Annotated in this window: 12 protein-coding genes; 10 read left to right on the top strand and 2 right to left on the bottom strand. The window is 64.9% G+C overall.

Annotated features, from left to right (window positions below; all coding sequences use genetic code 11):
* Positions 1–436: 436 nt before the first annotated feature.
* From BKY59_RS13870 to BKY59_RS13855, 4 genes are all read left to right on the top strand, one after another.
* Positions 437–1477 carry a Na/Pi cotransporter family protein gene (locus BKY59_RS13870; RefSeq protein ID WP_083672156.1) on the top strand — a complete coding sequence of 347 codons (1041 nt, stop codon included), beginning with the start codon at positions 437–439 and terminating at the stop codon, positions 1475–1477.
* 111 nt (positions 1478–1588) lie between these two features.
* Positions 1589–2143 carry a 50S ribosomal protein L15 gene (gene rplO / locus BKY59_RS13865; protein ID WP_076072642.1) on the top strand — a complete coding sequence of 185 codons (555 nt, stop codon included), beginning with the start codon at positions 1589–1591 and terminating at the stop codon, positions 2141–2143.
* 117 nt (positions 2144–2260) lie between these two features.
* Positions 2261–3628: a preprotein translocase subunit SecY gene (gene secY, locus BKY59_RS13860; protein WP_076072641.1), complete on the top strand. Its 1368-nt coding sequence runs from the start codon at positions 2261–2263 to the stop codon at positions 3626–3628.
* A 40-nt stretch (positions 3629–3668) separates the two neighbouring features.
* Positions 3669–4316 carry an adenylate kinase gene (locus tag BKY59_RS13855; protein WP_076072639.1) on the top strand — a complete coding sequence of 216 codons (648 nt, stop codon included), beginning with the start codon at positions 3669–3671 and terminating at the stop codon, positions 4314–4316.
* Between the two features lie 253 nt (positions 4317–4569).
* Here the strand turns inward: BKY59_RS13855 and BKY59_RS13850 are convergent, their stop codons facing one another.
* Complete coding sequence (locus BKY59_RS13850) at positions 4570–5664, bottom strand: catalase family protein (protein ID WP_076072638.1); 1095 nt, start codon at positions 5662–5664, stop codon at positions 4570–4572.
* 106 nt (positions 5665–5770) lie between these two features.
* On the opposite strand from BKY59_RS13850, the gene BKY59_RS13845 reads away from it, so the two are divergent.
* The 4 genes from BKY59_RS13845 (at position 5771) to BKY59_RS13830 (ending at position 10448) form a co-directional block, all read left to right on the top strand.
* Positions 5771–8089, top strand: a complete 2319-nt coding sequence (locus tag BKY59_RS13845; RefSeq protein ID WP_240500115.1) for an FdhF/YdeP family oxidoreductase — start codon at positions 5771–5773, stop codon at positions 8087–8089.
* Between the two features lie 350 nt (positions 8090–8439).
* Entirely contained in the window at positions 8440–8808 is a 369-nt protein-coding gene (rpsM, locus tag BKY59_RS13840; RefSeq protein ID WP_076072636.1) for a 30S ribosomal protein S13, read from the top strand.
* 100 nt (positions 8809–8908) lie between these two features.
* The gene (rpsK, locus tag BKY59_RS13835) at positions 8909–9298 is read left to right on the top strand and encodes a 30S ribosomal protein S11 (protein WP_076072635.1); all 390 of its coding nucleotides are present in this window, start codon (positions 8909–8911) and stop codon (positions 9296–9298) included.
* Positions 9299–9383: 85 nt separating this feature from the next.
* Positions 9384–10448 carry a DNA-directed RNA polymerase subunit alpha gene (locus BKY59_RS13830; RefSeq protein WP_076072633.1) on the top strand — a complete coding sequence of 355 codons (1065 nt, stop codon included), beginning with the start codon at positions 9384–9386 and terminating at the stop codon, positions 10446–10448.
* A gap of 25 nt (positions 10449–10473) precedes the next feature.
* Here the strand turns inward: BKY59_RS13830 and BKY59_RS17810 are convergent, their stop codons facing one another.
* Entirely contained in the window at positions 10474–10653 is a 180-nt protein-coding gene (locus BKY59_RS17810) for a hypothetical protein (protein ID WP_165374860.1), read from the bottom strand.
* Here BKY59_RS17810 and rplQ point away from each other — a divergent pair.
* Complete coding sequence (gene rplQ / locus BKY59_RS13825) at positions 10606–11028, top strand: 50S ribosomal protein L17 (protein ID WP_076072632.1); 423 nt, start codon at positions 10606–10608, stop codon at positions 11026–11028. The two genes, BKY59_RS17810 and rplQ, sit on opposite strands and share 48 nt — an antisense overlap.
* A 125-nt stretch (positions 11029–11153) precedes the next feature.
* Complete coding sequence (locus BKY59_RS13820; protein WP_240500114.1) at positions 11154–13253, top strand: prolyl oligopeptidase family serine peptidase; 2100 nt, start codon at positions 11154–11156, stop codon at positions 13251–13253.
* Positions 13254–13260 lie beyond the last annotated feature (7 nt).

The following is a 13260-nucleotide window of genomic DNA, read 5'->3' as shown; positions in this document are numbered from 1 at the left end:
GTGCGTCTCGGCTGCGATATTGTTGGCGAAGCGACAGCACTCTCCGCATCTTGTTATGCGCGCAGATCACGGCGGAGCGGCCTTGGCGGGTTGAATTGCTTCTTTCGGACGGAAGATGCCGATATCCAGTTTCGGTTCTCCACAAGCTTGAACCAAACGGGCGGCGGGGTGGCGTTGCGGTCTCAGAGCCAAACGGACTGGTCCGCCTTCGGCGCATCATGTCCGCAGCGGTATTTCCGACGCCGATCCCGGCAGTCGCCGGTTCGGCGAGGGCATTGCGCCGGTCGGTCGCATCTCTGTCGGAATATGGCGTCATTCTATTAGTGGACGCGGTGCCGGTTGCGTCTGGCGCCATCGCTAATCTGTCACGAGCCGCTGTCAGCCTTGCATCTCGTCGGCGGGGGTAGCGGGTGTGGCATGGATCGGTAGGAGTGCGGTGATTGCGATATTCGCGGCGGCGTGGGGCACGAGCGTGGCCGGCGCTGCACCGGCGACCGCCACGCCCCCGATCGACTGGCTGACGCTCGCCATGGGGGCGTTGGGCGGGCTGGCGCTCTTTCTGTACGGTGTGGACATCCTGGCGACCGCGCTCAAGGATATGGCCGGCGAAGGGGTGCGGTCCGCGCTCAAACGTTTCGCGGCGAACCGGTTCGCGGCGCTGGGGTTCGGGACGGTCGCCACCGTCGCGCTCGACTCGTCGTCGGTCGTCATCATCCTCCTCATCACGATGGTCGACGCGGGGATGATGACGTTCGGCATGGTCCTGCCGATGATCCTCGGCAGCAATATCGGCACGACCTTTTCCAGCCAGCTCTTCGCATGGGACGTCGACAAGTTCGCCCCGGTCCTGATCGCGGCGGCCATGTCGTGGAAGATGGTCGGCAAGGGTGAGAGTGCGGCCCGGTATAGTCGGGTCCTGCTCGGGCTCGGGCTTGTCCTGTTCGGGCTCAACATCATCGGCACGGCGGCCGATCCGTTGCGCGACAGTCCGCTGATCCTCGCTACGCTGAAACAGTTCGAGAACCCCTGGCTCGGCGTCCTGGCCGGCGCGCTGGCGACATTGGCGATCCAGTCCTCGTCCGCGATGATGGGCATCGTCATCACGCTGGCGGGTGGGGGGCTCATCACCCTGCCGGCCGGGATCGCGATCATGCTGGGGGCGGAGATCGGCACCTGCGCCGATACGTTGCTCGCCACGATCGGCCGGTCGCGCGCGGCGGTGAAGGCGGGTGTGTTCCATCTGCTGTTCAACATCGTGTCGGTCCTGGCCGGCGTGCTGCTGATCGACGGGCTGACCCGGTTCGGGACATGGTCGGCCGGAGAGACGGGGCAGCGGATCGCGAACGCCCATGTGCTGTTCAACGTGGTCGGTGCGGTCATCGCGCTGCCGTTCGTGCGGACCGCCGCCGCCCTGCTCGACCGGATCGTCCCGGACCGGGGAGACGACGGGCATGCGGCGGCACAGCCTCAGGCGTGACGGCGGGACGATCCGCTCCGCATGCAACGCGGACGTGACAAGCCGGCGACTTGCCGCTATGCGCCACCGCTTCCCATCCCGCGCGAACATAGCGAAAGCGAGTGCTACCCCATGAAACTCAATGAAATCCGTGACAATGACGGCGCGCGCAAGAGCCGCGTCCGGGTCGGCCGTGGTATCGGTTCGGGCTTGGGCAAGACGGCCGGCCGCGGTCAGAAGGGCCAGAAGAGCCGTTCCGGTGTGTCCATCAAGGGCTTCGAAGGCGGCCAGATGGCGCTGCACATGCGGATCCCGAAGCGCGGCTTCAACAACATCTTCGCCAAGGATTATGCCGAGGTGAATCTCGGCCAGATCCAGAAGCTGGTCGAGGCCGGCGCGCTGGCGAGCGACGGCGTGATCGATCATGCCGCGCTGCAGGCCGTGGGCGTTGCCCGCGGCGGCAAGGACGGCGTGCGCATTCTGGGCAAGGGCGACTTCTCGATGAAGCTCAGCTTCAACGTTGCCGGCGTGTCCAAAGGCGCCAAGGAAGCGATCGAAGCGGCCGGCGGCACCGTCGACGTGATCTACGTGCAGCCTGCCGCCGAGAAGGCGAAGGCCAAGCATCGTACGGTCCAGACCGTGCGCGCGGCCGACAAGGCCGAGAAGAAGGCCGCGGCGAAGGCCTGAGCCGTCTGATCCCGCGTCGGGCTTATTAGACAAGCGGACGACACGGGCTATATGAGGCGGCGGAGGGCATGATCGCACTCCGCCGCCGCATTTGTTTTTACCGAGGTTTCATACTCCATGGCATCCGCAGCGGAACAGTTGGCAGCCAATGTCAGCCTGTCGCAATTCTCCAAGGCAACCGACCTCAAGAAGCGCCTGTGGTTCACGCTGGGCGCGCTGATCGTGTTCCGGCTGCTCAGCCATGTGCCGCTGCCGGGGATCGACCCGCGCGCGCTGGAGGTGCTGTTCTCGCAGACTCGCGGCGGGGTGCTCGACTTCTTCAACACCTTCTCGGGCGGCAGCCTGGAGCGGATGAGCCTCATCGCGCTGGGCGTCATGCCCTACATCACGGCGTCGATCGTGGTGCAGCTGGCGACCTCGCTCAGCCCGCAGCTTGCCGCGATCAAGAAGGAAGGCGAAAGCGGCCGCAAGAAGCTCAACCAGTATACCCGGTACGGGACGGTCGGGCTGACCGCGATCCAGGCCTATTTCATCGCGGTGGGGCTCGAAAGCTGGGGCAGCACGCAGGGCATCGCCGCGGTGGTGGTCGACCCGTATCTGTTCCGTTTCACGACGGTGCTGTCGCTGATCGGCGGCACGATGTTCCTGATGTGGCTGGGTGAGCAGATCACCAGCCGCGGCATCGGCAACGGCGTGTCGCTGATCATCATGGCGGGCATCGTTGCCGCCATCCCGACGACGATCGTCAACGTGCTGGAAGGCGGCCGCACCGGTTCGCTGTCGCCGATCCTCATCATCGGCGTGCTGGCGCTGGTGATCGGGCTGATCCTGTTCATCTGCTTTATGGAACGCGCGCAGCGCCGCGTGCTGATCCAGTATCCCAAGCGCCAGACCGCGCGCGGCATGATGCAGGCGGATAAGAGCCATCTTCCGCTGAAGATCAACACCGCCAACGTGATTCCGCCGATCTTCGCATCCTCATTGCTGCTGATGCCGCTGACCATCTCGCAGTTCGCGGGCAAGCGCGTCGAGGGCGACAGCGCGTGGGGCGACTTCCTGATCGGGCTGAACCAGTATCTGGCGCACGGCACGCCGCTCTACATGTCGCTCTATGCGGCCGGCATCATCTTCTTCTGCTTCTTCTACACCGCCGTGGTGTTCAACCCGGAGGAGACGGCCGACAATCTGAAGCGCTACGGCGGTTTCGTGCCGGGCATCCGGCCGGGCAAGTCGACTGCGGACTATCTCGATTATGTGCTGACCCGTATCACGGTGCTGGGCGCGGGATACCTGACCTTCATCTGTCTGGTGCCCGAATATATCGTCGCACGCGCCGGTATCCCCTTCTACCTGGGCGGGACGAGTCTGCTGATCGTCGTCAACGTCACGATCGACACGGTGACCCAGATCCAGAGCCATCTGCTCGCACATCAATATGGCGACCTGATCAAGAAATCGAAGCTGAAGGGTGGCGTGCGTCGCTGATCCGATCAGCGGCGACCCACGCGAGGGGAGACGCGTTTCAATGAATATCATTCTGCTCGGGCCGCCGGGGGCCGGCAAGGGCACCCAAGCCAGCCGTCTGGAACGCGACCGCGGCATGGTGCAGGTTTCGACCGGCGACATGCTGCGCGCCGCGGTCGCGTCCGGCAGCGAGATCGGCCAGCTGGCCGACGGCATCATGAAGTCGGGGAAATTCTTTCCGGACGACCTCATGAGCCAGGTGCTGGGCGAGCGGCTGGATCAGCCCGATACCGCGCGCGGCGTGATCTTCGACGGTTATCCGCGGACGCAGGCGCAGGCAGTATCGCTCGACACGCTGCTGTCCGATCGCGGACGGCGGCTGGATCATGTGATCGAACTGGTGGTGGACGAAGACGCGCTCGTGGCCCGGGTCGTCGGGCGCTACACCTGCGCCAAGTGCGGTGCGGGCTATCACGACAGTTTCCAGCAGCCCAAGGTTCCTGGGGTCTGCGACATCTGCGGATCGACCGCGTTCAAGCGCCGCCCGGACGACAATGCCGAAACCGTCCGTACGCGGATGGCCGAATATCGCGCCAAGACTGCACCGATCCTGCCTTATTATGAAGCACGCGACCTGGTGCAGCGGGTCGATGGCATGGCCGACATTGCCGAAGTGACGGTTGCGATCGCTGCGATCCTCGACCGCTAGGGTATTGCGACTCCAGGTCGGTCCGCCTGTCGTCCGTCCAACCCAAGCCCTTTTTAAGTTCCGCAGCTAGGCAGCTAGGCAGCTAGGCACCCAGGGCAGGCCGCGATGACGCAGTAGTTGATGTCCGGTTTCCGGAACGAACCTGCCGGTTGTTGACAGGCTTCACCAAAGGCCCCCCGATCGCGCTCCGGATCGGTCGTGGATGACAGGGCGGATCGGCGCCCCGTCATCGAATGTGGTCCGGCGATCGGTTTCAGTCGGGCAAGTTGACTGCGGCGTGTGGCTGGTGGATCGGGCAGCCGTTCAACTGGCCGCGCAGTTCGGCGGACTTCTCGTAGGGCAGCTTGCGGGCGCGCATGATGCCGCCGAGCGGCTGGTGGGCGGCAAGACCGTTCCAGGGTGCGAAGGACAACCGGTCGTCGCCGGTTTCCGCCCGCGGCTCGCTCCATGCCGTCTGCGGCGCGATCCGGATGCGCGCGACGGTCAGATAGGGATTGTCCTCCTCGGGCCAGACGACCGTCGCGTCCTCGACCGGATTGGTGGCCGGATCGCGCATCAGCTGGACCTTCATCTCCCAGACGCCGCCGGTCGCCGCCAGTACGCGGTTCATCTCCTCGCGGATCGCGTCGTCGCGTCCGCCGATCGTGATCTCCTTGCCCTCCAGCGCCGTAAAGCTCTGCGACGCCGGGAATACGCCGATCTTGGCGACATAATCGCCGAACCGCAGCGGGACCTGGCTGAAATAGCTTTCGCCCAGCGGATGACTGTTGGGATAGCCGCCCATCGTCTTCAGGAACGCGCTTTCCGTGCCCACCGCCTCCAGCGCACGTTCGGCGGTACGGAACACGGCGGAGATCGCTTTCTTGCCCCATTCGGCCTTGTCGGTGGTGGCGGCGAGCAGTTTCAGGTTCTTCAGGAACGCCTTGGCGTCCTTGGCCGCGAACGCCTTGCCGTTGGCCATCACGAAATCCTGGACGCTGTCGCCTTCTGAGCCGGGGAGGCGGGCGCCGTCGACGCCGATCACCTTGACCGCCATGCCGCGCGGCAACGAGATCGTATCGGGCAGCGGATCGCCGGCATTGGTCGAGATGCGGACGACGGCCGGATAGCTTTTCGCCGTGCCGAACAGTCCCTGCGCCAGTTCGGTCGGCAGGTTCTCGACCACCTCGAACGTCGCCTCCAGCAGCGCGTGGCTCTTGGCGTGGACGCTGCGATAGGCATGTCCGTGATCGTCGTTGACGGTATGGACGATGCCCATCAACGTCCTGGCAAGCTCGGCATGCGTCTCGGCCTCGTCCGGTGCGACCGTTTCGAGCGTGAAGTCGTAGGGGATCGGGGGCTTGGGCATCACGTCTCTCCGGTACTGTCGGTGTGCCTCAAGAAACCTCTGCCGCGACGGACCGGTTCCGGCCCCTGCGGCGTTGGTACGGTGACGAGCAGAACGGGTGTTCCAGATGAGCATGCACGACCACGACGACCACGGCCCGGATCAGGCGCAGATCACCGATTATGAAGGTGCCGCAGGTGGCTGGGGATCGATGAAGGGGATGGCCGCCATCCTGCCCAAGGAAAAACTCGACCCCATCGATTTCGCCACCCAACTAGGCCGGCAGAACAAGGCCGGCGGGTTCGCCTGCGTCAGTTGCGCCTGGCCGAAACCCGCGCATCCGCACCCGGCCGAATTCTGCGAAAACGGCGCGAAGGCGACCGCGTGGGAGGCGACCGGCCACCGCACGTCTCCCGAATGGCTGGAAACGCACAGCGTGACCGCGTTGCGCGACCTGTCCGATTACGAGCTGGAACAGCATGGCCGGCTGACCCATCCGGTGCGGTACGACCCGGTCAGCGACACGTACCGCACGACCAGCTGGGCGACGGCATTTGCCGAGATCGGCGCCGAACTGCGGCGGATTAAGGCCGTCGATCCGCGGCGTGCGGTGTTCTACTCGTCGGGTCGCGCATCGCTGGAAACCAGCTACATGTACCAGTTGATGGCGCGGATGTACGGTTGCAACAACCTGCCCGACAGTTCGAACATGTGCCACGAGACCACCGGCGTGGCATTGAAGAAGACGCTGGGCGAATCGGTGGGCACGACCCGTCTCGACGATTTCGAACATGCCGACGCGATCCTGTTCTTCGGCCAGAATGTCGGGTCGAACGCGCCGCGTATGCTGCATCCGCTGCGGGCGGCGGTGAAGCGCGGCTGCAAGATCGTGACGTTCAATCCGCTGAAGGAACGCGGGCTGGAACGCTTCACCGATCCGCAGAACCCGATCGAGATGGCGACCGGCGGATCGACGCCTATCAGCACGCAATATCATCAGGTGAAGACCGGCGGCGACATCGCGGTGCTGATGGGCATGTGCAAATGGCTGATCGAGGCGGACGACGCCGCCGGCGGACAGGCGGGGGGCAGCACGTTCATCGACCATGCGTTCCTGGCCGAACATACCGAAGGCTATGAGGCGCTGGCGGACCGTGCGCGGGCCACGACCTGGGACGCGATCGAGGTCGCATCCGGGCTGCCGCGCGTCGATATCATTGCGGCCGCGCGGGTCTATGCCGCGGCGGATGCGGTCATGGCTGTGTACGGCATGGGCCTGACCCAGCATGTCCACGGCACCGAGAATGTCGACATGCTCGTCAACCTGCTGCTGCTGCGCGGGAATTTCGGGAAGCCCGGGGCGGGCATCTGCCCGGTGCGCGGCCATAGCAATGTGCAGGGGCAGCGGACCGTCGGCATCGGGCACAAGCCGGAGCATGCGCCGCTCGACATACTCGCGGACCAATACGACTTTTCCCCGCCGCGTGAGGAAGGGCTGGACACCACGAAGGCGTGCGAGGCGATCATCGCGGGGGAGGTGGACGCGTTCATCCAGCTGGGGGGCAATTTCGTCCGTGCCATTCCCGATACTTATCGGATGGAGGCGGCGTGGCCGGCGCTGGCGCTGACCGTGCACGTCGCGACCAAGCTGAACCGCAGTCACCTGCTGCCGGGCAAGATCGGTTACGTCCTGCCCTGCATCGGGCGGACGGAACGCGACGACCAGGCGACGGGGCCGCAGACCGTGTCGATCGAGGACAGCATGAGCTGCATCCACGCGTCGATCGGAACGCGCAAGCCGCCGCAGGGCGACCTGATGTCCGAACCGGCGATCGTCGGCGCGCTGGCCAGGCAGATCCTCGATCCCAATCCCAAGGTCGATTGGGATGCGTGGGTGGGTGATTACGGCCTTGTCCGCGACGCGATCGAGGCGACATTCCCGGACAAGTTCCGTGACTATAACGCCCGGATGCATGTGCCGGGCGGGTTCGACAAGGGCAACGCGGTGCGGTCGCGCAAGTGGCTGACGACCAGCGGCAAGGCGCAGATCGCGTTGCCGACCGGGCTCGACGCGACCGGCTTCGCCGACACGCCGGAAACGCTGCGGCTGATGACGCTGCGGTCCAACGATCAGTTCAACACGACGGTCTACGGGTATGACGACCGGTTTCGCGGCATATCCGGGTCGCGGCTGGTGGTGCTTATGAACCCGGAGGATATCGAGCGGCTGGGGCTGGCGGCGGACCAGCTGGTCGGGCTGGAAACGGTGTATCACGACGGTCACGACCGTGCAGTCCGCGGCCTGCGGATCGTGCCTTACGAAGTGCCGATGGGCTGCATCGGGGCCTATTACCCAGAGTGCAATCCGCTGATCCCGCTGGCGCACCACGATATCGAGTCGCAGACGCTGGCAGCCAAGTCCGTGCCGGTGCGGGTGGTGGCGTAACCGGACCGCCGCAAATGCCTGCCCCGGATCTGCCCGGGGGCGGGCACGGCGTCGGCCTGGCCGGTCTCGGGATAGTTCCAGGTTCAGTGCGTCGCCTGGCGCGCCATGATCTGCACCCGTTGACCTGCGCGATCCCGATACGGTGGTCTGCCCGATTTGCAGGTCGGCTTGACAGCCGGGGGGCGGACGCCTAATCCCCGCGCATCCCAGAAGACCGGTCCCGGCGGCGTACCTATACGCGCGCCGGTTTTCCGACTTTAGGGTGGCCCGCCGCGAATGATTCGCGGGCGGGTCCACGCGTCGAGATGGGTCGGTCAGCCAGCCGCCCGTGGAGCAGGAGAAAGAATCAGATGGCACGTATCGCGGGTGTGAACATCCCGAGCAACAAGCGCGTCGAAATCGCGCTGACCTACATTCACGGCATCGGCCGGACCAAGGCCCTGCAGCTCACCGAGCAGCTGGGTATCGATCGCACGCGTCGCGTGCAGGACCTGACCGATCAGGAAGTCCTGCAGATCCGCGAAGCGATCGACGCCAGCCACACGGTCGAGGGCGATCTTCGTCGCCAAGTGGCGATGAACATCAAGCGCCTGATGGATCTGGCCTGCTATCGCGGCCTGCGTCACCGCAAGGGCCTGCCGGTCCGCGGCCAGCGCACGCATACCAATGCGCGCACCCGCAAGGGCAAGGCCAAGCCGATCGCCGGTAAGAAGAAGTAACGAGAGGCGCTCGCCATAGGCGAGCGACCCGCTACTTCTCCGCCACCGTGCGAAGGCACGGTGGCGTGGTGCAACAGATTAGGTCAGGAATCTCAACAACATGGCACGCGAACCACAGCGCATCAAGCGGCGCGAGCGTAAGAATATCACGTCGGGCGTCGCCCACGTCAACGCCAGCTTCAACAACACCATGATCACCATCACCGACGCGCAGGGCAATACCATAGCATGGTCGTCCGCCGGCATGATGGGTTTCAAGGGCAGCCGCAAGTCGACGCCTTACGCAGCGCAGGTCGCCGCGGAAGATGCCGGCAAGAAGGCGTCCGAGCACGGCGTCCGCACGATCGAGGTCGAGGTCAAGGGCCCCGGTTCGGGTCGTGAGTCCGCGCTTCGCGCCTTGCAGGCGGTCGGTTTCCACATCACGTCGATCCGCGATGTGACGCCGATCCCGCATAACGGCGTGCGCCCGTCCAAGCGCCGCCGCGTCTGATTACGGGGCGGGGCCGTTCGGACCCCGCCCGCGAACTTCCTGGCCGGGGCGGACGCGCCTCGTTGCCCAACGTCGAGGGACACTCATGGCTGTCAACGCCAAGAACTGGCAGGAAATGAAGAAGCCGCATGGCCTCGAAAAGAAGGCCGGCGGCGACGGGAAGCGGAAGGCGACCTTCATCGCCGAGCCGCTGGAGCGTGGTTTCGGCCTGACGCTCGGCAACGCGCTGCGCCGCGTGCTGCTGTCGTCGTTGCAGGGTGCGGCCGTCACCTCGATCAAGATCGAGAATGTGCTGCATGAATTCTCGTCGCTGGCCGGCGTGCGTGAGGATGTCACCGACATCGTCCTGAACGTGAAGCAGATCGCGCTGCGCATGCAGGGCGAGGGGCCGAAGCGCCTCCAGCTGTCGGTCACCGGTCCGGCCGAAGTCACCGCGGGCGACATCGCCACGTCGGGCGACATCGAGGTCATGAACCCGAAGCTCGTTCTGTGCCATCTCGACGAAGGCGCGGTCCTGAACATGGAACTGACCGCCGATATCGGGAAAGGCTATGTCCCGTCCGCGAACAACCGGCCGGCCGATGCGCCAATCGGCCTGATCCCGGTCGATGCGCTGTATTCGCCCGTCCGCCAGGTGGCGTACAAGGTCGAGAACACCCGCGTCGGGCAGGAGCTGGACTATGACAAGCTCACGCTGAACATCGAGACCGACGGCACCGTGACCCCCGAGGACGCCGTGGCCTATGCCGCGCGCATCCTGCAGGACCAGTTGCAGCTGTTCGTCCACTTCGACGATTCGATGGTGTCGACCTCGGCGCCGATTGGCATCGCGGTGCCGCCGTCCTCGGGTGGCGTCGATCCGGAAGGCGACAGCAACCAGCTCAACCGCTACCTTCTCAAGAAGGTGGACGAACTGGAACTGTCGGTACGTTCGGCCAACTGCCTCAAGAACGACAACATCATCTATATCGGCGATCTGGTCGGCAAGACCGAAGCCGAGATGCTTCGCACCCCGAATTTCGGTCGCAAGTCGCTGAACGAGATCAAGGAAGTGCTGGCGTCGATGGGGTTGCGGCTGGGGATGGAGATTCCGGGTTGGCCGCCCGAGAATATCGAGGAAATGGCCAAAAAGCTCGAACAGGAGTTTTGAGGTCGGTCGGAGTTGCGGACCCATTTTACACCGCAACTTCGACAACTTCGAAGGATTTGGCCGGCGCGATCGCGTCGGCGGGAATGGGTTTGGCGGTGCCCTTCACCGCCTGGTCCGGGGTACCTGACACGGCCCCTGAACGAACGGAGTGTGGATTATGCGCCATCGTGTAGGCGGACGGAAACTTCAGCGGACGGGCAGCCATCGTACGGCCATGTTCCGCAACATGTCGGCGGCGCTCGTCAAGCATGAGCAGATCACGACGACCCTCGCCAAGGCGAAGGAACTGCGGCCCTACGTCGAAAAGCTGGTGACGCTGGCGAAGAAGGGTGGCCTGGCCAACCGTCGTCTGGCGCATGCCCGCATGCTCGACGATACGCAGCTGGTGAAGCTGTTCGACGTGATCGCCGATCGCTACGCCACGCGCGCCGGTGGTTATACCCGCGTGATCAAGGCAGGCATCCGTGCATCGGATGCGGCACCGATGGCGATCATCGAATTCGTCGATCGCGACACGTCTGCCAAGGGCCAGGACTCCGGTCCGGTCCAGACGCAGGAAGAGTATGACGACGAAGCCTGAAGCCTGCCTTCAGCTTTGTACTTGCGGGCGGGGCCGGGGACGATAGTCTCCGGCCCTTCTCGTTTGTCCGGAGTGCGCCCCCCATGTTGCGTCCTGTTCTCGCCCTCCTGCTATCGGTGTCCGCCATGCCGCTTTCCGCCCAGTCCCTGACCTACCCCAAGGCCGAACGCGGCACTGTCGCCGACGTGCAGTTCGGCGAGGCGGTGGCGGATCCCTATCGCTGGCTGGAAAACGACGTGCGGCAGGACCCCAAGGTCCGCGAATGGGTGACGGCCGAAAACGCGGTGACGGACGGCTACCTCAAGACCCTGCCCGGGCGCACCGCGATCGCACAGCGGTTGAAGGCGCTGTGGAATTACGAACGGTTCGGCCTGCCGCGCAAGTCGGGTGGCCGTTACTTCTACACCCGGAACACCGGGTTGCAGAACCAGGCCGTGCTGTACGTCCGTGACACGCTGGACGGCACGCCGCGGCTGCTGATCGATCCGAACCTGTGGGCCAAGGACGGGGCGACCGCGCTGTCGGACTGGAACCCATCCGAGGACGGCAGGCGGATCGTCTATTCGATCCAGGACGGCGGCACCGACTGGCGGACGCTGAAGGTGCTGGACGTCGACACCGGCAAGGTGATGACAGACGAGATCAAGTTCGTGAAGAACAGCAACGGCAGCTGGGCGAAGGGCGGTTCGGGTTTCTATTACTCGCGCTTCCCGGAACCCGCGGCGGGGGACACGTTCCAGGCGGTCAACCTGAACAGCAAGTTGTATTTCCACCGGATCGGCACGCCGCAGTCGGCGGATCGGCTGGTGTACGAGACACCGGCGCAGCCGAAATGGGGCCATTATGGCGCGGTGACGGATGATGGCCGCTGGCTGGTGATCTACACGTCGGAAGGGACCGACCCGCGCAACGATGTGAGCGTCGTCGACCTGAGCAAGCCTGGTGCCGCCCCGCGCGCGCTGTTCACCGGCATGAAGAACAACTGGTCGGTGGCGGGCAACGAAGGCGCGGATTTCTGGTTCGTGACCGATCTGGACGCACCGCGGCTGCGGGTCGTGAAGGTGGACATTGCCAGAGCGGTACCCGTCGTGACGCCGGTGATCGCGGAGGACAAGGCCACGTTGCAGGGTGCCGGCATCGTCGGCGGGCGGCTGGTCGCGGAATATCTGGTCGATGCCAAGAGCGAGATTCGGATCCACGCGCTGGACGGCAAGCCGGTCCGCACCGTCGCGTTGCCGGGGATCGGCAGCGTCGGCGGGTTCGGCGGCAAGCAGGACGATAGCGAGACGTTCTTCGCCTTCACCAGCTTCAACACGCCGGGCGCGGTCTATCGCTACGATATCGCCAGCGGCAAGACGACGCCGTGGGCGATGCCGAAGGTGGCGTTCGATCCCGCCGACTATGTGGTCGAGCAGCGCTTCTACCCGTCGAAGGACGGTACGCGCGTTCCGTTGTTCGTCGTCCACAAGAAAGGGCTGAAGCTGGACGGCGGCGCGCCGACGATGCTGTACGCCTATGGCGGGTTCAACGTGTCGATGACGCCGTCTTTTTCGCCGGCCAATCTGGCGTGGATGGACATGGGCGGGGTCTATGCGCAGGCGTCGCTCCGCGGCGGCGGGGAATATGGCAATGCGTGGCATGACGGCGGGCGGCTGGCGAACAAGCAGAATGTGTTCGACGATTTCATTGCGGCGGGCGAATATCTGATCGCTCAAGGGATCACGACAAAGGACAAGCTGGCGATCCGCGGCGGGTCTAACGGCGGGTTGCTGGTGGGCGCGGTCGTGAACCAGCGGCCGGACCTGTTCGCCGCCGCACTGCCTGCGGTCGGGGTGATGGACATGCTGCGGTTCGACCGGTTCACCGCCGGCCGTTACTGGACCGACGATTATGGTTACCCGGCCAAGGAGGCGGATTTCCGCGTGCTGCGTGCCTATTCGCCCTATCACAACATTGCGGAGAACAAGCGCTATCCGGCCGTGCTGGTCACCACCGCCGATACGGACGACCGCGTGGTGCCGGGCCACAGCTTCAAATATACCGCCGCATTGCAGGCGGCGGATGTCGGCGACCGGCCGCATCTGATCCGGATCGAGACGCGCGCGGGCCACGGTTCGGGGAAGCCGACCGACAAGATCATCGAGGAATATACCGACCTGTGGGCGTTCGCCGGGAAATGGACCGGACTGACGACGGCAGCGGAGGGCGCGATCGCGGCCCGGTAAGCGTGAC

It is taken from the genome of Sphingomonas montana, assembly GCF_001956315.1.
Classification (GTDB): Bacteria; Pseudomonadota; Alphaproteobacteria; order Sphingomonadales; family Sphingomonadaceae; genus Sphingomonas_R; species Sphingomonas_R montana.
The sequence above is the reverse complement of the archived record's forward strand: the minus strand, read 5'-3'. Positions and strand labels throughout refer to the sequence as shown.

Bases quoted from the DNA above. Each gene is read 5' to 3' on its own strand.
- BKY59_RS13845 (WP_240500115.1), top strand. From the start codon at position 5,771: ATGAGCATGCACGACCACGACGACCACGGCCCGGATCAGGCGCAGATC.
- rplO (WP_076072642.1), top strand. From the start codon at position 1,589: ATGAAACTCAATGAAATCCGTGACAATGACGGCGCGCGCAAGAGCCGC.
- BKY59_RS13830 (WP_076072633.1), top strand. From the start codon at position 9,384: ATGGCTGTCAACGCCAAGAACTGGCAGGAAATGAAGAAGCCGCATGGC.
- BKY59_RS17810 (WP_165374860.1), bottom strand. From the start codon at position 10,653: ATGGCTGCCCGTCCGCTGAAGTTTCCGTCCGCCTACACGATGGCGCAT.
- BKY59_RS13820 (WP_240500114.1), top strand. From the start codon at position 11,154: ATGCCGCTTTCCGCCCAGTCCCTGACCTACCCCAAGGCCGAACGCGGC.
- rpsK (WP_076072635.1), top strand. From the start codon at position 8,909: ATGGCACGCGAACCACAGCGCATCAAGCGGCGCGAGCGTAAGAATATC.
- BKY59_RS13855 (WP_076072639.1), top strand. From the start codon at position 3,669: ATGAATATCATTCTGCTCGGGCCGCCGGGGGCCGGCAAGGGCACCCAA.
- rpsM (WP_076072636.1), top strand. From the start codon at position 8,440: ATGGCACGTATCGCGGGTGTGAACATCCCGAGCAACAAGCGCGTCGAA.
- secY (WP_076072641.1), top strand. From the start codon at position 2,261: ATGGCATCCGCAGCGGAACAGTTGGCAGCCAATGTCAGCCTGTCGCAA.
- BKY59_RS13850 (WP_076072638.1), bottom strand. From the start codon at position 5,664: ATGCCCAAGCCCCCGATCCCCTACGACTTCACGCTCGAAACGGTCGCA.
- rplQ (WP_076072632.1), top strand. From the start codon at position 10,606: ATGCGCCATCGTGTAGGCGGACGGAAACTTCAGCGGACGGGCAGCCAT.